Origin of the sequence: Streptomyces sp. NPDC049813 (assembly GCF_044465085.1) — a bacterium.
Classification (GTDB): Bacteria; Actinomycetota; Actinomycetes; order Streptomycetales; family Streptomycetaceae; genus Streptomyces.
On sequence record NZ_JBITLI010000004.1, the window covers coordinates 439,345 to 458,254 of the forward strand.

Annotated in this window: 18 protein-coding genes and 1 riboswitch; of the genes, 7 read left to right on the forward strand and 11 right to left on the reverse strand. The window is 70.4% G+C overall.

All coding sequences use genetic code 11. The annotated features are described in order from the left end of the window. Positions 1-197 precede the first annotated feature (197 nt). Both ACIBW6_RS12405 and ACIBW6_RS12410 read right to left on the reverse strand, forming a co-directional pair. Positions 198-1,586 (reverse strand): metallophosphoesterase, encoded by a 1,389-nt coding sequence (locus ACIBW6_RS12405; RefSeq protein ID WP_399059193.1) that lies wholly within the window; start codon positions 1,584-1,586, stop codon positions 198-200. A gap of 59 nt (positions 1,587-1,645) precedes the next feature. Beyond that, the gene (locus tag ACIBW6_RS12410; protein WP_324776788.1) at positions 1,646-1,888 is read right to left on the reverse strand and encodes an SCO4848 family membrane protein; all 243 of its coding nucleotides are present in this window, start codon (positions 1,886-1,888) and stop codon (positions 1,646-1,648) included. A 142-nt stretch (positions 1,889-2,030) separates the two neighbouring features. On the opposite strand from ACIBW6_RS12410, the gene ACIBW6_RS12415 reads away from it, so the two are divergent. After that, positions 2,031-3,323, forward strand: a complete 1,293-nt coding sequence (locus ACIBW6_RS12415; protein ID WP_399059194.1) for a D-alanyl-D-alanine carboxypeptidase family protein — start codon at positions 2,031-2,033, stop codon at positions 3,321-3,323. Positions 3,324-3,525: 202 nt separating this feature from the next. Here ACIBW6_RS12415 and ACIBW6_RS12420 read toward each other — a convergent pair whose 3' ends face one another. From ACIBW6_RS12420 to ACIBW6_RS12435, 4 genes are all read right to left on the reverse strand, one after another. Next, complete coding sequence (locus tag ACIBW6_RS12420; RefSeq protein ID WP_399059195.1) at positions 3,526-4,614, reverse strand: YihY/virulence factor BrkB family protein; 1,089 nt, start codon at positions 4,612-4,614, stop codon at positions 3,526-3,528. Then, the gene (locus ACIBW6_RS12425; RefSeq protein ID WP_399059196.1) at positions 4,602-5,156 is read right to left on the reverse strand and encodes a GtrA family protein; all 555 of its coding nucleotides are present in this window, start codon (positions 5,154-5,156) and stop codon (positions 4,602-4,604) included. The genes ACIBW6_RS12420 and ACIBW6_RS12425 overlap by 13 nt, the downstream gene beginning before the upstream one ends. Positions 5,157-5,259: 103 nt before the next feature. Then, entirely contained in the window at positions 5,260-6,168 is a 909-nt protein-coding gene (locus ACIBW6_RS12430; protein WP_399059298.1) for a decaprenyl-phosphate phosphoribosyltransferase, read from the reverse strand. Positions 6,169-6,380: 212 nt separating this feature from the next. Beyond that, complete coding sequence (locus ACIBW6_RS12435) at positions 6,381-6,899, reverse strand: phosphatase PAP2 family protein (protein ID WP_399059197.1); 519 nt, start codon at positions 6,897-6,899, stop codon at positions 6,381-6,383. Between the two features lie 365 nt (positions 6,900-7,264). Here ACIBW6_RS12435 and ACIBW6_RS12440 point away from each other — a divergent pair, with 365 nt between their 5' ends. After that, positions 7,265-8,563: an FAD-binding protein gene (locus ACIBW6_RS12440; protein WP_399059198.1), complete on the forward strand. Its 1,299-nt coding sequence runs from the start codon at positions 7,265-7,267 to the stop codon at positions 8,561-8,563. Between the two features lie 308 nt (positions 8,564-8,871). Next, entirely contained in the window at positions 8,872-9,627 is a 756-nt protein-coding gene (locus ACIBW6_RS12445; RefSeq protein ID WP_399059200.1) for a decaprenylphospho-beta-D-erythro-pentofuranosid-2-ulose 2-reductase, read from the forward strand. 88 nt (positions 9,628-9,715) lie between these two features. Here the strand turns inward: ACIBW6_RS12445 and ACIBW6_RS12450 are convergent, their stop codons facing one another. Continuing rightward, on the reverse strand, positions 9,716-10,300 hold the full coding sequence (locus ACIBW6_RS12450) for a 2'-5' RNA ligase family protein (protein ID WP_399059201.1): 585 nt from the start codon (positions 10,298-10,300) through the stop codon (positions 9,716-9,718). A gap of 58 nt (positions 10,301-10,358) precedes the next feature. After that, positions 10,359-11,372: a tryptophan--tRNA ligase gene (trpS, locus tag ACIBW6_RS12455; RefSeq protein WP_399059203.1), complete on the reverse strand. Its 1,014-nt coding sequence runs from the start codon at positions 11,370-11,372 to the stop codon at positions 10,359-10,361. Positions 11,373-11,592: 220 nt separating this feature from the next. On the opposite strand from trpS, the gene ACIBW6_RS12460 reads away from it, so the two are divergent. The 3 genes from ACIBW6_RS12460 (at position 11,593) to ACIBW6_RS12470 (ending at position 13,903) form a co-directional block, all read left to right on the forward strand. Then, entirely contained in the window at positions 11,593-12,195 is a 603-nt protein-coding gene (locus tag ACIBW6_RS12460) for an RNA polymerase sigma factor (RefSeq protein ID WP_399059204.1), read from the forward strand. Beyond that, complete coding sequence (locus ACIBW6_RS12465) at positions 12,176-13,000, forward strand: hypothetical protein (protein WP_399059205.1); 825 nt, start codon at positions 12,176-12,178, stop codon at positions 12,998-13,000. Before ACIBW6_RS12460 ends, ACIBW6_RS12465 begins: the two co-directional genes overlap by 20 nt. A gap of 216 nt (positions 13,001-13,216) precedes the next feature. Next, positions 13,217-13,903 (forward strand): hypothetical protein, encoded by a 687-nt coding sequence (locus tag ACIBW6_RS12470; protein WP_399059206.1) that lies wholly within the window; start codon positions 13,217-13,219, stop codon positions 13,901-13,903. A gap of 69 nt (positions 13,904-13,972) precedes the next feature. Here ACIBW6_RS12470 and ACIBW6_RS12475 read toward each other — a convergent pair whose 3' ends face one another. Next, entirely contained in the window at positions 13,973-15,436 is a 1,464-nt protein-coding gene (locus ACIBW6_RS12475; RefSeq protein WP_399059207.1) for a glycine hydroxymethyltransferase, read from the reverse strand. Between the two features lie 61 nt (positions 15,437-15,497). Further along, positions 15,498-15,584, reverse strand: a riboswitch (ZMP/ZTP riboswitch). A gap of 175 nt (positions 15,585-15,759) precedes the next feature. Here ACIBW6_RS12475 and rocD point away from each other — a divergent pair. Beyond that, positions 15,760-16,959, forward strand: coding sequence for an ornithine--oxo-acid transaminase (rocD, locus tag ACIBW6_RS12480; RefSeq protein ID WP_399059299.1), 1,200 nt, complete (start codon positions 15,760-15,762; stop codon positions 16,957-16,959). 169 nt (positions 16,960-17,128) lie between these two features. Here rocD and ACIBW6_RS12485 read toward each other — a convergent pair whose 3' ends face one another. Next, positions 17,129-18,328 carry a glutathionylspermidine synthase family protein gene (locus ACIBW6_RS12485; RefSeq protein ID WP_399059208.1) on the reverse strand — a complete coding sequence of 400 codons (1,200 nt, stop codon included), beginning with the start codon at positions 18,326-18,328 and terminating at the stop codon, positions 17,129-17,131. A gap of 5 nt (positions 18,329-18,333) precedes the next feature. Further along, complete coding sequence (locus ACIBW6_RS12490) at positions 18,334-18,714, reverse strand: hypothetical protein (protein ID WP_399059209.1); 381 nt, start codon at positions 18,712-18,714, stop codon at positions 18,334-18,336. Between the last annotated feature and the right edge of the window lie 196 nt (positions 18,715-18,910).

The following is an 18,910-nucleotide window of genomic DNA, read 5'->3' on the forward strand; positions in this document are numbered from 1 at the left end:
GATCCCGGTCGCCCCTCCTCGGGAGGCCAGGCGGCCGGGCGGGCTCGGTCAGGCCGGGTCGGTCAGGCGGGCTCAGTCAGGCGGGGGCGGTCAGACGGGGCCGGCCAAGCCGGGTCGCTCAGGCCGGGTCGCTCAGGCCGGGTCGCTCAGGCCCGGTCGCTCAGGCCGGGTCGCTCAGATGGGGGGCGGTCATCCGGTCACGCCTGCTTCGAGGCCAGTTCGACCACGGTGATGTCCGACGGGGCGCCCACCCGGACCGGCGGCCCCCACGCTCCGGCGCCCCGGCTGACGTAGAGCTGCGTGTCGCCGTACCGCTCCAGGCCGGCCAGGGTCGGATTAGCGAGGTCGGCGACGAAGTTGCCGGGCCACAACTGGCCGCCGTGCGTGTGCCCCGACAGTTGCAGATCGACGCCGTGCCGCACAGCCTCGTCGATCATCACCGGCTGGTGAGCGAGGAGCACTGCGGCCCGCGAACGGTCGCGGTCACCGAGCGCCTTCGCGTAATCGGGCCCTTCGCCGTAGTTCTCGCCACTGATGTCGTTGACCCCGGCGAGGTCGAAGGCGCCCATCTCGACACGGGCGTTCTCCAACGGCCGCAGCCCGATCTCACGCACATGCGCCACCCAGGGATCGGCGCCCGAGAAGTACTCGTGATTGCCGGTGACGAAGTACGTGCCGTGCCGCGCCCGCAGCCCCGCGAGTGGGGCGACCGCGGGCGCGAGATCCTCCACGCTCCCGTCGACCAGGTCACCGACGACGGCGATCAGATCCGGCTGCGTGCCGTTGATGGTGTCCACGACCCGCTCGGCGAAGCCCCGCCCGAGCACGGGCCCGAGGTGGATGTCACTGACCACCGCGATCCTGAACCCGTGCGCCGCCCGCGGCAGCCGCGCCAACGGCACGGTGACCCGCTTCACCCTCGGCCCCCGCAGCACCCCGTACGCCCCGTTGCCCACGACAGCCGCGGCAGCGACGCCGGCCACCACCCCCACGGACCGAGCAATCAGCAACCGCCGACTGGGCCCACCCACACCTGGCGAGGCCCCACCACCCGGCGGGACCTCACCACTCGGCAGCGTCCCGGCGCGAGAGGCGACCTCGGCACCCGGCGGGGTCCCGGCTGCGGGCAAGGCCTCCGCGCGGGTCGCAGTCTCAGCCTCCGACGGGGATCCTGTACCCGGCGGGGTCCCCGTACCGGGCGGGGTCCCGGTCCCGGGACCGGACGCGCGGGTCCCCTGCGGACCGGCCCCGGCGCCACGCGGCCGCCCCCTGTCGAGCACCCGCCGCAAGAGGGGCCGTACAACCTCCCCCACCAGCAACGCCAGCAGCAGATACAACGCGAACGCCATCCACAGAAACCCCGGCCACGCCAGAACCCGCTGCACCAGGAACGGCGCCCCACCCCGCTCCGCAACCAACGCCGCGAACATCAGCACCGGCCCCGCCACGAACACCGCCGTGCCCAGCCGCCTCGGCCACCCGGCCCCCGCCGTCGTGTCCCGCACCGTCCGGCGCCACGCGTAGTAGTGCAGCCCTGCGAACGCCGCCAGCACGACCAGCCCGACCAGCACAAAGACAACGACCACGACCCCGCCCGCCCGTTCGCCATGCGACCCGCCGCGCAGTCACCCGCGCCTGCGCCTCGCTATGAAGTGCGCCGCAGAGCACGCACTCCGCGGAACCCGATGCCGCCGACGACCGTCCCCAAGACAAAGGAGACGACCGCCAGCGTCAGATGCACGAAAAAGTACGCCGTCGGGTCACCGGCATCGTCGAAGGCGAGGCCGCTGCCGTCCTTCCACAGGTTCTTGACGAAAGTGATCCAGATGATCCAGCTCCACACCCCGAAGGCGAGCAGGAACCAGGAGACGGGACGGCTGAGCTTCATACCTTCAGTATCGTCAGCCGCTTTCGGGCACCGCCGCCGGGGTGGGGCCGGGGAGACACAGAACACCTCGGCGACGACTTACGGGCCGGGTACATGTACGTTCTCGACCGTGCCTGCCTCCCATGCGTCGTACATGTCATACATGCAGAACTCCACACGGCCGGAGCCCTCGGGCCCCGCGCGCGTGACCGGCCCCCTGCGCTCCGCCCTGCTCGCGACCTCCGCGCTCCTGCTCACGGTCTCCGCCCTGTCCCTGACGACCGCGCTGCCCGCCGCGGCCGCGGACAAGCCGGACGCCAAGCCGACCAAGGGCGCCGCGGACAAGGCCGGCCCGCCGGCCGACATGTCGACGATCGGCGGCGACCGGCTCGGCGAACCGGGCACCCAGGTGAACCTGGGAGCCGGCGCCCCCGTCCTGCCCAAGGACCTGACCGCCAAGGCCTGGATCGTCACGGACGCCGAGTCCGGCGCCGTCCTCGCCTCGCACAACGCGCACTGGGAGCTGCCCCCCGCCAGCACCCTCAAGATGCTCTTCGCGGACACCCTCCTCCCCAAGTTCCCGAAGTCCACGACCCACAAGGTCCTCCCGTCCGACCTCGCCGGCATGGGCGCGGGCTCCAGCCTCGTCGGCGTCAAGGAGAACTTCACCTACTCGGTCCACGACCTGTGGCTCGGCGTCTTCCTGCGCTCCGGCAACGACGCGGTGCACGTCCTGTCCGCCATGAACCACGGCGTCTCCCAGACCGTCGCCGACATGCAGGCCCACGCCGAGGACCTCCAGGCCAACGACACGCACGTCGTCAGCCCCGACGGCTACGACGCCCCCACCCAGCACTCCTCCGCCTACGACCTCACCCTCTTCGCCCGCTCGGGCCTGCAGAAGGCGGACTTCCGCGAGTACGCCGCCACGGCCACCGCCAAGTTCCCCGAGGCGCAGAAGAAGGGGAAGACCACCAGCCGCTTCGAGATCCAGAACACCAACCGCCTCCTCACCGGCGACATCGGCCTCGACGCCTACAAGGGCATCGCGGGCGTCAAGAACGGCAACACCACCAACGCCGGCGCCACCTTCACCGGCGTCGCCGAACGCAACAACAAGGTCCTCCTCGTCACCGTCATGCACCCCGACACGAAGGAGAGCCACGCGGTCTACAAGGAGACCGCCCGCCTCCTCGACTGGGGCTTCCAGGCCGACGGCCGGGTGACCCCGGTCGGCACCCTCGTCCCGCCGAAGGGCGCCGAGTCCTCCGCTTCCGCCTCGGCCACCCCCCAAGGTGACGCGGGCCCCGCCAAGCCCGCCGCCCACGCCGCCGTCTCCACGAAGGACTCCAGAGGCGTCGGCATCGCCCTGGCCATCGCAGCCGGCGTCCTCGCCGTCCTGGCCGCCGCGGCCTTCACGGTCCGCAAGAAGTGGCCGACCCGCACCAAGTCCTGACCGGTGGCTCCGCCCGGGGGCCGCGACAGCCGACCGGGGCAGCCACGAGACCGGCTACCCAACTGCCCCACGGCAGTTGTTTCCCGTCTCCCGCCGTACCCGCCTGCCCCCTGCCCCCTGCCCCCTGCCCCCCTGCGCCCGGGCGTCTCACCTCCGGGCTGCGGGAGCCGGCGCCTGGCTCCACAAGACCACGTACGGCCCGTCAGCTTCCGGGCGCGCCCCTCTTCTCGGCACCGGTGCTGGTGCTGGCGCTCGTGCCGGTGCTGGGTCCGGCACCAGCACCGGCCACAAGGGTGCTCCCCGCCGCACCCGCTGCACCCGCTGCGCCCGCACCCGCAACGGCCCGACCGGCGTCAGCCCCACCATTAACGACCTCGGCCCCCACCGGCCCCTCACCCTCAGCCCCCTCCCCCCGCTCCCGTTCCAACTCCCGCTCCCGCGCGCCGACGCGCCCCGTCGCGGTCCACCCCGAACAGAACAGCACCAGCTTCGCGGTGAAGTTGATCCACAGCAGCAACGCCACCGGCGCACCGAACGCGCCGTACATGCTCTTCGCCGCCACCCCCTTCATATAGCCGCCGAGCAGTATCTTCAGCAGCTCGAACCCGGCCGCCCCGATCAACGCCGCCGTGAACAGATCTCTCCGCGGTGGCTCCACCCCGGGCAACAACGTCAGCACGTACAACAGCACCAAGAAGTCCGCCAGCACCGCGACCACGAACGCCAGGACCTGCAGTACGACCCCGCCCCACCCTCCGCTGTCGATCCCCAGCCGGCCCGCCGTCCACTCCACCGCCGTGGACGCCACCGTCGAGGCCGCCAACGAAGCCAGCCCCGCTCCGCCGAGCCCCACCAGCACCCCTGCGTCCTTGAGCTTGCGCAGGATCGGGTTCTCCTCGCTGTCGGGCAGCTCCCACACGGTCCGCAGGCACTCCCGCATCGAACCGACCCACCCGACACCGGTGAACAGCAGCAGCGCTCCGGCCACCACCCCGATCGTGCCCGCGTTGTCGATCAGCGCCCCGAGATCCAGCTGATCCGCGATCCCCGGCACCTGGTCGCTGATCTTCGACTCGAGCCTTCTCTGCTGACTCGCCCCGAGCGTGCCGGCCGCGACCGCCGCCGCCACGGTGATGAGCGGGAACAACGCCAGGAAGCTGATGAAGGTCATCGCCGCGGCCAACCGCGTCCAGTGCACCTCGTCGAGCCGCTCGTACGCCCGCCAGGCATGGGTCCGCATCAACCGGACCACCCACGGTCCGACGACGGGGAGATTCTTCAGCCAGTCCATGATCCCAGCCTGCCCCGATCCACCGGTTCGACCGCTCTCGCCCCAGCCGGCCGCTCGCCACTCGCCCCTGCACCGACCGGCCCTTCCCCGGCCGGCCCCTCCCCGACCAGTCCCTCTCCGGTCGGTCTCTCCCTCGACCTCGCACCGAAGGCCAGAGTCCGAGTACCCCAGAACCGCAGCAACGTAGCCAGCACCATCCCCACCCCCGCCCCCGAAACCGTGTCCGCCCGCCGCGACGTGAACCCCAGGACGTAGTGCGACACCGCGATGCACCCCAACTGCACCAGCGCACCCGCCACATTCACCGCGAAGAAAACCCCGTACTGCCGCAGCCGCGAGACACCGGCCGTTCTGTTGCGGTACGTCCCCAGCGCGTTCCCCAGGTACGCCACCGAACAACCGGCCACGAACGACACCGCCTTGGCCGAGATCGGGTCCATGCCGACCGGCCCCCGCAACCACACGAAAAGCCCCAGGTCAGCCGCGTACGCACACGCCCCCGCCACCGCGAACCCCACCAGTTCGGGCCCGAGCTCCCGCATCCGCTCCCGCACACTCGCGCCCTGCGCTGTCCCCCCGCGCTCCCGGGCACCTTCCGCCCCCATGACCCCAGCTCCCTTCCTCATTCCTCCACGCCCCGACCCGTCACCAGTCCGCCACCGCCAGCCCGTACATCGCCAGCCACGCGAGCCCGATGACCGCCAGCGCCCGGTCCCGCAGCACCACGTCCTCCGGCTCCCCCGCCGTGCCCCGGTCGGCGAAGACCGCGTATCTGAGCACGGCGACGATGAACGCCACCATCGACAGCTGCCGCCACGGCAACAGACTGCTGCGCGCGACACCCCCTTCCTCCATCGCCCACAGGCAATACGCGAGCACGGCCACTCCCGCCGCCAACTGCCAGACGAACCGCAGGTATCCGCGCGTGTACTCGCTCAGGAGCGCTCTCGTCGCCCCCGCGCTGCCCGCCATCTGCACCGCCTCGGAGTACCGCTTCGCCGAGACCATGAAGAGCGCGCCGAACCCCGTCGTGATCAGAAACCAGCGCGACAGCGGAATCCCGAGCGCCAGCCCACCGATCATCGCCCGCATGAGGAACCCCGTGGTCACCACGATCAGGTCGACGACCAGCACGTGCTTGAGGCTGACGCAGTACGCCAACTGCATCACGACGTAAGCGGTCAGCAGGGCCGCCGTCACCGGATTGCACAGCGCCGCCGCGGCGGCCGGGGCAAGGACCGCCAGCGCCCCGCCGACGGTGTACGCGACCGGCACCGGGACCTGCCCCGCCGCCACCGGACGGTTCCGCTTCACCGGATGCGCCCGATCCGCCTCGGCGTCCCGGGCGTCATTGATCAGGTACACCGCCGACGCCGCCATGGTGAACAGGACGAACACCACCACCAGTTGGACCAGGGCATGCCGGGAGAACAGCTCCCCCGCCGCCGCCGGCGCGGCCACCACCAGTACGTTCTTCACCCACTGTTTCGGCCGCGCTGTCCTGATCAACCCGGCGGGCAATCCGAGTGGCGTCACGGTCCTCACCGCCGGCATCGGTGTCCGCTCCAGCACGGCCGTGCCACCCGCCCCGACGGTCACCGCCCCGCTGTCCCGGACTTCACTGCCCTTCACCATCTCTTCCCCTCCCCCCGGCATGTCCCGGCCTTCGCCGATCACCGCCTGCATGTCCAACTCCTCGCCCACCAGTGCGCCCTCCGTTCCGCTCCGCACCGGCTCAGCCCACTCAGCCCGCTCGACGCGCTCGGTCACCGCACCTCGCCCCCCGTCATCCAGCGCGCCCCGAGGCGGGCCGTCAGCGCCCCCAGGGCCGCGCCTGCCGCGACGTCAGAGGGGTAGTGCACGCCGACGACCATCCGCGAGACGCACACCGCCGCAGCCAGCGGAGGCACCACCCTGGCCCCCACCGGTCGCAAGGCCCCGTACGCCACGGCCGCCGCAGCCGCCGATGTCGCGTGCGAGCTCGGAAACGAATGCCTCCCGGCCGTCCGCACCAGCGGCCCGGCCCCCTTCTCCGAAGCCGGTCGCGGCCTCCGCACTATCCGCTTCAGACCCATGCTGGCCACATGGGCTCCGGCGGTGAGAGCCGTACCGCGCAACCACGCCGTACGCCGCTCACGGTCGGCTGCCGCTCCCACGAGACCGGCCGCCAGCCACAGGGCCCCGTGCTCACCGGCCCAGGACAGCGCCCGCGCCGCCGCAGCCACCCGCCGGTCGGTGCCACAGTCGCGCAGTGCCGAGAGCAATCGGCGATCCATGTCATCCATGCGGCTCACTCTGAACGCCAAAACGCCTATAACTTAGGTCATATTGAATGACACCCTATTAATCACTCCTTTCAGTGATCAATGGATACGTTTAGGGTTAATGCGCCTTCTCTGGACGATACGGTCACGCCATGGCTGCCGACCCCGTATCCACCCCCACTTCCGTACCTGCGCCCGTCGCCACCCCTCTGTCCGACGCGTCCCCCGCGCTGGAGCCCGACTCCGCGGTCCCGACCGCTTCCCACCCCACGGCGCCGGCTCCCTCGGCGTCGTCCGGCGGGCCGGCTCCGATCGCACCCTCGGCCCTGGGATACGACACGGTGCCCGTCACGGGATGGGGCCGCACAGCCCCCACGTCCGCCCATATGGTGCGTCCCCGCTCCTATGAAGAAGCCGTGGCAGCCGTTCAGGAGTGCGCGGTGCCCGGTCGGCGCGGTGGCATCGCACGTGGACTGGGGCGCGCTTACGGAGACGCGGCACAGAACGCCGGCGGCGCCGTCCTCGATATGACCGGCCTGGACCAGATCCACGCCATCGACGCGGCCGGTGGCACCGTCCTGTGCGACGCGGGGATCTCGCTCCACCGGCTCATGGAGGTACTCCTTCCTCTCGGCTGGTTCGTCCCCGTCACCCCGGGCACGCGCTATGTCACGGTCGGCGGCGCGATCGGCGCCGACATCCACGGCAAGAACCACCACGTCTCCGGGTCGTTCTCCCGCCACGTCCTGGCCCTGGAACTCCTCACGGCCGACGGAGAGATCCGCATCGTCGAGCGCGGTACCGAGCTCTTCGACGCCACGGCCGGCGGCATGGGGCTGACCGGGGTCATCCTCACGGCGACCGTGCAGTTGCAGCCGGTCGAGACGTCGCTGATGTCCGTCGACACCGAACGCGCCACGGACCTCGACGACTTGATGGCCCGCCTCACCGCCACCGATCACCGCTACCGCTACTCGGTCGCCTGGATCGATCTGCTGGCCCGGGGAGCCGCTCTGGGCCGCTCCGTCCTGACCCGCGGGGAGCACGCGCCGTTGGACGCGCTGCCTGCTCGCGCCCGCCGCACCGCGCTGGCCTTCCGTCCGGGCCGGCTGCCCTCCGCCCCCGCCTTCCTGCCCGAAGGACTTCTGGGCCGGACCACCGTCGGCCTCTTCAACGAACTGTGGTATCGAAAGGCGCCTACTTCACGCAGCGGCGAGATCCAGAAGCTGTCGACGTTCTTCCACCCCCTCGATGGCGTCCCGCATTGGAACCGTATTTACGGACGCAGCGGTTTCGTGCAGTACCAATTCGTGATCGGGTACGGAAAGGAAGAAGCCTTGCGCCGCATCGTGCAGCGCATCTCGGACCGCCGCTGCCCCTCATTCCTCGCGGTGCTCAAGCGCTTCGGCGGCGCCGACCCCGGCTGGTTGTCCTTCCCCATGCCTGGCTGGACCCTCGCACTGGACATCCCCGCGAATCTTCCGGGACTCGGCCCGTTCCTCGATGAACTCGACGAGGAGGTGGCCGCGGCCGACGGACGCGTCTACCTCGCCAAGGACTCCCGGCTGCGCCCCGAACTCCTCTCCGCGATGTACCCGCGGCTGGAGGACTTCCGCTCCTTGCGCGCCCGGATGGATCCGCGAGGCGTGTTCCGCTCAGACCTGTCCCGGCGGCTGGATCTCTGACCACCGACCCTTTGGACTTCGCTGCGCGCCATGCCGCCTCTCCCCTTATTACGCGCGCGCCTCCGCTACCCATCCCGCCGCTCTCCGATGAACTTCCCGAGAAAACCGCGCGCGCTTCCCCCGCCAACTGTTCCGTGTGCATCGTCCGCTCCCTCAGCGCGGCCCGTCCGCGCTCTCGTCACTTCTGATACACCGCTCGGCCCGATCAGGTTCCCGATCGGATTCCAGCGAATTCCGCACCGGCACGCCGCCGGCCCGCACCCCGGTCAGATCACCGTCCGGCCCTGCCGCATTGGAGCTTGGTAGTCATGAAGGACGCCTTCGGCACCCCGCAGTCCCTGTTGATCCTCGGCGGCACGTCCGAGATCGCGCTCGCGACAGCCCGCCGGTTGGTCGCCCGGCGTACCCGCACCGTGTGGCTGGCAGGCCGGCCGTCCCCCGCGCTCGAGAGCGCCGCGGCCGATCTGCGCGGCATCGGGGCCGACGCCCGTACCGTCGCCTTCGACGCTCTGGACTCGGAGTCCCACGAGGAAACACTCGGCAAGGTCTTCGCCGAGGGCGACATCGACATGGTGCTGATGGCGTTCGGCATCCTCGGCGACCAGGCCCGTGACGAGGGCGAGCCGCTGGCAGCGGTGCGTGTCGCGCAGACCAATTACACCGGCGCCGTCTCGGCCGGTCTGATCTGTGCGCGCGCGCTGCAGGCGCAAGGACACGGATCGCTGGTCGTGTTGTCGTCCGTCGCGGGCGAGCGAGCGCGCCGCGCCAACTTCATCTACGGATCGAGCAAGGCGGGGCTCGACGCCTTCGCGCAGGGACTGGGGGACGCCCTGCACGGGACGGGGGTCCACGTCATGGTGGTGCGACCGGGCTTCGTGCGGTCGAAGATGACGGCGGGGATGGCCGAGGCGCCGATGGCCACGACGCCGGAGGCGGTGGCGCTGGCCATCGAGACGGGGTTGCGGCGCAGGTCGGAGACGGTGTGGGTGCCGGGGCCCATGCGGCTGGTGATGTCAGCGCTGAGGCACGTGCCGCGCCCGGTCTTCCGCAGGCTCCCCCTCTGACACGCCGCCGCGTCGCGGAGTGCGCCGACGGGTTCACTCCGCCGCCGAACCCCGCCCGGCAGTCGCGACGGCGGTCGCGGGCGACCGCTCAGCGCGCGGGCTGCCTCCGGCCGCACGCCGAGCGGTCGGGAGCCTGCGACGGCAGCGTGGGCTTACCGAAGGTGAAATCCCGCAACCTGCGCCAGATGCCGTCCACACCCTGCTCGTAGAGAGCGAAGCCGTTGCAGGGCCAGGCTGCCTCGTAGTCGGCGAGGTCCTCGAAGGCGCGGTCCATCGCCTCCTCGGCGATGCCGTGCGCCACCGTGACGTGCGGGTGGTACGGGAACTGCAGCTCACGTGCGACGGGACCCGAGGCGTCCCGCACCTGCTTCTGCAGCCAGGTGCAGGCCTCGGCGCCTTCCACGACCTGCACGAACACAACGGGTGACAACGGCCGGAAGGTTCCCGTTCCCGACAGCCGCATGGCGAAGCTCCGCCCGCAGCTCGCGACCTCCGCCAGGTGGGCCTCGATCGCCGGCAGGTCACCGGCCTCCACCTCGGTCGGTGGGAGCAGCGTGATGTGCGTGGGAATGCCGTGTGCCGCGGCGTCACCGAAGCCGGCACGCCGCTCCTGGAGCAAGCTGCCGTGAGGCTCCGGGACCGCGATCGAGACACCGATCGTTACGGTCCCCACGTCGTACTCCTGTCGTCGTGTGGCGGGCGTGCGGGCGGGACGTGCGGCTGGTCCGGATTCAGTGCTTCGCGGGCAGGAAGCCGACCTTCTCGTACGCCTGGGAAAGCGTCTCGGCGGCGACGGCTCGGGCCTTCTCCGCGCCCTTGGCCAGGATCGAGTCGAGCGTCTCCGGGTCGTCCAGGTACTCCTGGGTGCGGGTCCGGAACGGCGTCACGAAATCCACCATGACCTCGGCCAGGTCCGTCTTCAGCGCACCGTACATCTTGCCCTCGTACTTCTGCTCCAGTTCCGGGATACCGGTTCCGGTGAGGGTCGAGTAGATGGAGAGCAGGTTGCTGACGCCCGGCTTCTTCTCCGCGTCGTAGCGGATCACGGTGTCGGTGTCGGTGACCGCGCTCTTCACCTTCTTCGCGGTGACCTTCGGGTCGTCGAGGAGGTTGATGAGCCCCTTGGGAGTCGACGCCGACTTGCTCATCTTGATCGACGGGTCCTGAAGGTCGTAGATCTTGGCCGTCTCCTTCAGGATGTACGGCGCCGGGATGGTGAAGGTCTCCCCGAAGCGGCCGTTGAACCGTTCGGCGAGGTCGCGGGTGAGCTCGATGTGCTGGCGCTGGTCCTCGCCGACCGGCACCTGGTTGGCCTGGTAGAGGAGGATGTCCGCGACCTGCAGGATCGGGTAGGTGAAGAGGCCGACCGTGGCCCGGTCCGCACCCTGCTTGGCGGACTTGTCCTTGAACTGCGTCATGCGGCTCGCCTCGCCGAATCCGGCGAGGCAGTTCATGACCCAGCCGAGCTGTGCGTGCTCGGGGACGTGGCTCTGGACGAACAGCGTGCAGCGGTCCGGATCGAGGCCGGCCGCCAAGAGCTGGGCGGCGGCGAGCCGGGTGTTCGCGCGCAGCTCCGCCGGGTCCTGCGGGATCGTGATCGCATGCAGGTCCACCACCATGTAGAAGGCGTCGTGAGACTCCTGCAGCGCCACCCACTGGCGGACCGCGCCGAGGTAGTTGCCGAGGTGGAACGAGCCTGCGGTGGGCTGGATACCGGAGAGCACGCGGGGACTTTCAGAGGCCATGCCCCTCATTCTCTCAGGTGTCTCTCATTGCTCGGCCCCAGGTGCTCGGCGCGTGTACGCGGCGTGTGCAAGACGTGCACACATCCGCAGGTGGGGGCGTGACGGACGGTGAGAACTCCTGCGGGACGAGTGGGAACCGATCACCGTCGGCCGGTGTATCAACGGTGTGAGGGCACAGGGGGAAGTCCTGGAGGGGGGCCGCGTCGTCGACGAAGGTGCGGTGATCGCCCGCGTACGCGCCGGAGAGCCGGAGGCGTACGCGGAACTGGTCCGCGCCTTCACCGGGGTCGCGCTGCGGGCGGCGATGGCGCTGGGCGCGGGGGCGGACGCGGAAGACGTCGTGCAGCAGTCCTTTTTCAAGGCATATCGCAGCTTGGGGCGGTTCAGGGACGGCTCGGCGTTCAAGCCGTGGCTGCTCAAGATCGTCGCCAATGAGACGAGGAACACAGTGAGATCGGTCGGGAGGCAGCGCTCTGTCGCCGGTCGGGAGGCCGCGATGGCCGAGGCCGAGCCATTGATACCGGAGTCGGCGGATCCGGCGGCCACGGCCATCGAGATAGAGCGCCGGTCCGAGCTGCTGCATGCGCTGGAGCTGCTGAGTGAGGAGCATCGGCTCGTCGTCACCTACCGCTATCTGCTGGAGATGGACGAGTCGGAGACGGCGCAGGCGCTCGGCTGGGCCCGGGGAACCGTCAAGTCCCGGCTCCATCGCGCGCTGCGCAAGCTCGGTGAGCTATTGCCCGGTGCGGTGCAGCAACCCACCGCGGGCCTTCCGCATCAGGTGCGGAGAGGAGGTGACCGCCATGGACGGACGACGCGGTGACGGCGCCGGGCTGCCCGAGGAGCTTCGCTCGCTGGGCCGGCTGCTGGAAGGGCCGGACGGTGCGGGCGAGACGATGGCGGAGCGCGTCCTCGCCCAGATACTCGCTGAGCGTGTGCCGACACCGGTCGCCGAGCCACGCGGCCTGCGACGTCTCCTGCACCGGGCCCGGCGCTGGCTGCGGTTGCGGTGGAGATCACTGACCGCTGCGCTGTGCGGGGCGGCGACGATCGTCGTGGTCACTCCTCCCGTGCGAGCGGCGGTCACGGACTGGTTCGGTCTCGGTGGAGTCGAGGTGCGTTACGAACCGTCGGCGGTACCTCCGCCGGGCGCGCGGGTCCCAGGCTGCGGGACTCCCCTCTCTTGGGAGCAGGCTGTGGGCCGAGCCGGTTTCGAGCCCCTGGTCCCGGCCGAGCTGGGCACACCCGATGCACTCACGGTCACCCGCGAGTCGAGCGACCGTGAGCTGCTCACCCTGTGCTGGCGGGACGCGGGCCGGACGGTACGGCTGGACGAGTACCCGGCGCGCCTCGACATCGGCTTCGTGAAGACCGTTCCGGTGCAGCCACAGTGGGTGACGGTCGCAGGAGAGACCGGGCTGTGGTTCTCGCACGAGCACCGGCTGAGCTTCTGGATGTTCGACCAGCGTGGTGATCGCTGGATCCGCTCGGAGCGCGCGGCGGCACCGACCCTGCTGTGGACGCAGCGGGCGCACGGCTCCGATCTCACGCTGCGGCTCGAGGGCGTCACGTCCGCGGAGGAAGCGCTGAAGATCGCCGGGTCGGCTCACGATCCGCGTCGGGGCTGAGGTCCGGGTGACGCCACCGTCTGCGTGCCTCCGCGATGCCTCCGTGGAGACGAGCAGAGCCGAGCTGACTCCGCAGAAAGACATGCGGCCGGATCGGGAACCCGGCGGGCCCGGGCGGTGTACCAGAAGTGAACCGGCGCGGAGAGGCCGCGGCGGGATCGACTGGGGGTTCGAATGCATACGGTACGGAGAGGAGCGACGCTTGCCGCGGCGCTGATGGCCGCACTGTTCATGATGCTGTTCGGTGCGCGACAGGCGTTGGCCGGCGGGCCCACAAGCGTTCTGGTCGTGTCGCCGGAGAGCAAGGAAAGCGCGTCGCTCTACGTCAGCGACAAGGCGTACGGCCGGTTGAACGATCTGCTCGGGCAGCCGGGGGACGCCCAGGAGGAGCTGCCACCCGGGCTTGGCGTAGGCGCGGGGCGTCAGCTGAACGTGACCTGGCTGCTCCATGACGTCCAGCCGTGGCGGATCGACCGGGTCTATCCGGACACTCCGGGCAGCGCGGCGGTGTGGATACACACGTCCACGAGCATTTCCGCGACGTACAAGGGCTACTGGCACAAGGCGCAGAGACCGACCGAGCTGCGCTCTCTCCTGCGGGCGCTGGATGTGATGGGCCGGCGGTCTCCAGGCGGAGCGCCACCGATATTCCCGAGCAGGGACTCGTCCGACGCGCAGGCGGCCCAGGTCCCGGGAACGGCCGTCAAAGGGGCAAATGCGGCCGCGTCTCCACCGGCTGCGGTGAGCGGTGACACCGGATGGGGGTGGGGGCTCGCCGGGCTGGCTGCGGGAGCCGTGGCGGCGCTGGTGTTGCGGCCGCTGGTGACGCATCTGCCGAAGTCGCTGGCGTCGGTGTACCGGCGCAGAGAGCGGGGACCGCGACAGGAGTTGCGGGACGTCTGAGCGCCGACCCTGCGGTGTTCCGTCTCCGGCCGGCCGGAGGTGGCCCGGCCGGCCGGAGACGGGGCGGGGTCAGGTCAGGTCGACGGCCGGGTAGAGCGGGAAGCCGGTGAGGAGGTCCGCGGCCCGCTGCGAGACCTCGTCAGCGACCTTGGCCTCCAGGACGTGCTGGGCCTTGGACGCAGCGCCCTTGCTGGTGGTGCCGGGCTCGGTGGCCGTGAGGACACGGTCGATCAGGGCGGCGATCTCGTCCATCTCGGTCGCGCCCAGACCCCGGGTGGTGAGGGCGGGGGTGCCGATGCGGATGCCGGAGGTGTACCAGGCGCCGTTCGGGTCGGCCGGGATCGCGTTGCGGTTGGTGACGATGCCCGAATCAAGGAGTGCGGACTCGGCCTGGCGGCCGGTCAGACCATAGGAGGTGGCGACATCGATCAGGTTCAGGTGATTGTCCGTACCGCCGGTGACCAGCGTGGCACCGCGTCGGACGAGGCCTTCGGCGAGGGCTCGGGCATTGTCGACGACAGCCTGGGCGTACTCGCGGAAGTCGGGGCGACGTGCCTCGGCGAGAGCGACGGCCTTGGCTGCCATGACGTGCGGGAGCGGCCCGCCCAGCACCATCGGGCAACCGCGGTCGACCTGGGCGGCGAGCGAGTCGTCGCACAGGACCATGCCGCCACGCGGGCCGCGCAGCGACTTGTGGGTGGTCGTGGTGACGATCTGGGCGTGCGGCACCGGGTCGAAGTCGCCGGTGAGGACCTTGCCGGCGACAAGACCCGCGAAGTGCGCCATGTCGACCATGAGCGTCGCCCCGACCTCGTCGGCGATCTCCCGCATGATCCGGAAGTTGACCAGGCGCGGGTAGGCGGAGTACCCGGCGACGATGATCATCGGCTTGAACTCGCGGGCGGTCGCGCGCAGCGCCTCATAGTCCAGGAGGCCGGTGGCCGGGTCCGTTCCGTAGCTGCGCTGGTCGAACATCTTGCCGGAGATGTTCGGGCGGAACCCGTGGGTGAGGTGGCCGCCGGCGTCCAGGGACATGCCGAGCATGCGCTGGTTGCCGAAGGCCTGACGCAGCTCGGACCAGTCGGCTTCGGACAGGTCGTTGACGTTGCGCACGCCCGCCCGCTGAAGGGCGGGGGCCTCGACACGGTCGGCGAGGACGGCCCAGAAGGCGACGAGGTTGGCGTCGATGCCGGAGTGCGGCTGGACGTAGGCGTGCTGGGCGCCGAAGAGCTCGCGGGCGTGCTCGGCTGCGAGGGACTCGACGGTGTCGACGTTGCGGCAGCCCGCGTAGAAGCGGCGGCCGACGGTGCCCTCGGCGTACTTGTCGCTGAACCAGTTGCCCATCGCCAGCAGCGTGGCCGGAGAGGCGTAGTTCTCGCTGGCGATCAGCTTGAGCATCTCGCGCTGGTCGGCGATCTCCTGCCCGATGGCGTCGGCGACCCGGGGCTCCACGCCCCGGATCACGTCGAGGGCGCTGCGGAAGGCCACGGACTCGGTGGACAGCAACGAGGAAGAAGAGGTGGGCTCTGGCATGACGGACCTCCGGGACGGGTTCTCCCCTGCCCGAGCGAAGTCGGGCGTACGGGGCGGTGCACGGTTCGGCCCAGGCGCACGGCACACAGTTCGCGGGCCGCTCCCCGATGGTCGGTCCCATCCCAGCGCGCCAGTCACGGCCCAGCCCTCACAGTACCCGGCACGCCGGTGCGGGAGGTTTCCGCGTCCATGATGCGAGCGACGATAGGAAAGGGCCACAAACCCGTCTCACGCCGTAAGAGCCGCAAGGTTCGCAGAGCAGTAAGAACGGAGATCCCGTGACGTCTGTGACTCCCGCCCCCGCCACCGATGACTCAGGTGCCATGACGGAGGGCCTGATCGCCGCCTCCGACGCGCACAGCGCGCACAACTACCATCCGCTCCCCGTCGTGGTCGCGACGGCGGACGGCGCATGGATGACGGACGTCGAGGGACGCCGTTATCTGGACATGCTCGCGGGGTACTCCGCGCTCAACTTCGGGCACGGGAACCGGCGGCTCATCGAGGCCGCCCGGGCGCAGCTGGAGCGGGTGACGCTGACCTCCAGGGCGTTCCACCACGACCGCTTCGCGGAGTTCTGTACGCAGCTCGCCGAGGTGTGCGGCATGGAGATGGTGCTGCCGATGAACACCGGGGCGGAGGCGGTGGAGACCGCCGTGAAGACCGCCCGGAAGTGGGGGTACCGGGTCAAGGGGGTGCCGGACGGGCGGGCGCGGATCGTGGTCGCGAGCGACAACTTCCACGGCAGGACGACGACGATCGTCAGCTTCTCCACGGACGCGGAGGCCCGGGCGGATTTCGGGCCGTACACACCGGGGTTCGACATCGTCCCGTACGGGGACCTGGCGGCGCTGCGGGAGGCGGTCACCGAGGAGACGGTGGCCGTTCTCCTGGAGCCGATCCAGGGCGAGGCGGGGGTGCTGGTCCCGCCGGCCGGGTACCTGTCGGCGGTTCGGGAGCTGACGCGCGAGCGCGGTGTGCTGTTCATCGCGGACGAGATCCAGTCGGGGCTCGGCCGGACGGGGCGGACGTTCGCGTGTGAGCACGAGGGTGTGGTGCCGGACATGTATGTGCTCGGCAAGGCGCTCGGAGGCGGGGTCGTGCCCGTGTCGGCCGTCGTGTCCAGCAAGGCGGTGCTGGGGGTCTTCCGGCCGGGTGAGCACGGGTCGACCTTCGGCGGTAATCCGCTCGCGTGCGCGGTGGGGCTGGAAGTGATCGCGATGTTGCGCGGCGGAGAGTTCCAGCAGCGGGCCACGGAGCTGGGTGAGCATCTGCACGCCGAGCTGAACCTGTTGGTGGGAACAGGCAAGGTCACGGAGGTTCGGGGCCGCGGGCTCTGGGCCGGCGTGGACATCGACCCGGCGTACGGGACGGGCCGGGAAATCTCAGAGAAGTTGATGGCGCGGGGCGTGCTCGTGAAGGACACCCACGGCTCCACGATCCGGATCGCCCCGCCCCTGGTGATCAGTAAGGAGGACCTGGACTGGGGGCTCGACCAGCTCCGTGCGGTGCTGGGCGCGTGATCGGCGGCGCCCGGAGAGATCCAACGTTCCTTGACATCTGAAGAGGGAGAACGCCCGTGAGAGTGGCCCGGGCGCCGGGGTTCGATCCGGCGCCCGGGTCACTGGAGGGCGGGCCGGCCCAGGGGGCGCCAGGCATGCTCCCCTGGGCCCGGGCCGTCCCGATCGGCCGTCAGAGGATGACGTGTGGCAGGAAGCGGGCGTACTCGTCGGTGATCAGGCCGGTGGATTCCCGGATGCCGAGGCCTGCCGACTCGTTCTCGACCACCCACGCGCCCAGGACCACCCGGTTGCCGTCGAAGTCAGGCAGCGGGCACAACTCCTGGTAGCAGCAGGCCTCCTGGTCCGCCGTCGGCTCGGCGGGGGCGCTGCCGGGTTCGTGGAGAGTGACGCCTGCTCCTTCGCGGCCGAGGAGGGGCTTGGCGACGTATCCGGTGGTGGTGGCGAGTTCGCGGGGGCCGTCCAGGTAGGCGGGGAGGAGGTTCGGGTGGCCGGGGAAGAGTTCCCACAGGACGGCCAGAAGGGCCTTGTTGGACAGGAGCATCTTCCAGACGGGTTCGATCCACAGGGTGGTGCCGGTGCCGCCGCCGTTGTCCAGGGTCTCCAGGACGTGGGGGGCGAAGCGGTCGGTGGTGAGCCACTCCCAGGGGTAGAGCTTGAAGCAGCTGCGGATGAAGCGGAGCTTCTTGTCCACGAAGCGGTGGGACAGCGGGTCCCAGCCGATGTCCTCCACCGATATGGCCTCCGTATCGAGGCCGGCCTGTTCGGCGGTCTCGCGCAGGTAGGCCACGGTCATCAGATCCTCGCCGAGTTCGTCGGCGGCGGAGTGCGCGAAGTGCAGGGGGCTGCCGGGTGGCAGGAGCGGGGCCTGCTTCTTCCATGCGGCGACGAGTCGTTCGTGGAGGGAGTTCCACTGGTCGGCGCCGGGGAAGCGCTCCTCCATCCAGAACCACTGGGGGCCGGCGGCCTCGACGAGGGAGGTGGGCGTGTCGGCGTTGTACTCCAGGAGTTTCGCCGGGGCTCCGGTGCGGCCGTCGTAGTGGAGATCGAAGCGCCCGTACACGGAGGGGAGTTCCGCACGGCGGTGCCAGGCCTCTTGGACGAGGGAGGCCAGGTGCGGGTCGGTGATCCCGAGATCACCGAGGCGGCCCTGGGTGACGAGGTGATCGGCCGCGGCCAGGCACATCTCGTGCAGCTCTTCGACGACCTCCTCCAAGGCCTCGACCTCGGGAAGCGAGAAGGCGTAGTAGGCGCTCTCGTCCCAGTAGGGGCGCAGAGAATCGTCGGGATACCGGGTGAGTGGGTAGATCAACCCCTGCCCTTCGACGATCTGTTGCCAGCCGTCGCGTGGCTGAATGGTGTGGCGCCGCATCCGGTTCAGCCGCCTCCGGAACCGGAGCCCGAGCAGCCGAAGCCGCCGCGGTCGACGGCCTCGCTGCGGCTGAAGGTGCCGTCTTCGGCGCGGCGGCCGCTGACATCGGCGTCGTAGTACCAGGCGCCGTCGACCCGGCTGCTTCTGCTCGCGCTGCCGCTGGTGCCGGTTCCGCTCTTGCGGCCCTTGCCGGACGAGCTCTTGCCCGAACCGCTCTTGCAGTACTGATCGCTCACGATCTTGTACCCGTTGGCCGTCTCGTAGCTGTCCCGGTCCACGCAGCGTCGGTCTGGGTCCGAGCCGCAGGAGGTCAGGGCCGTGGCCAGTACGCCCATGCCGCCGAGCACCACCGTGCTCGACCGTAGTCGCTGTCGTTTCTCCGCCATGCGTCGCACTCCCCCGTCTTCCTGCTGATGGCCACCACCGCCGAGCAGGACCAGTACCGCTGGCCCGGTGCTGCTGGTCCGCCACGGCTCTTTCTCGGTTGCCCCGGCGCGTCCTGGTGTATGTCGGCGGTCAGCGTAGAAGAACGCCGGTGAAGGGTGATGCACCGGCTCCCCCCGGTCGGCGAGAGCGTCCCAT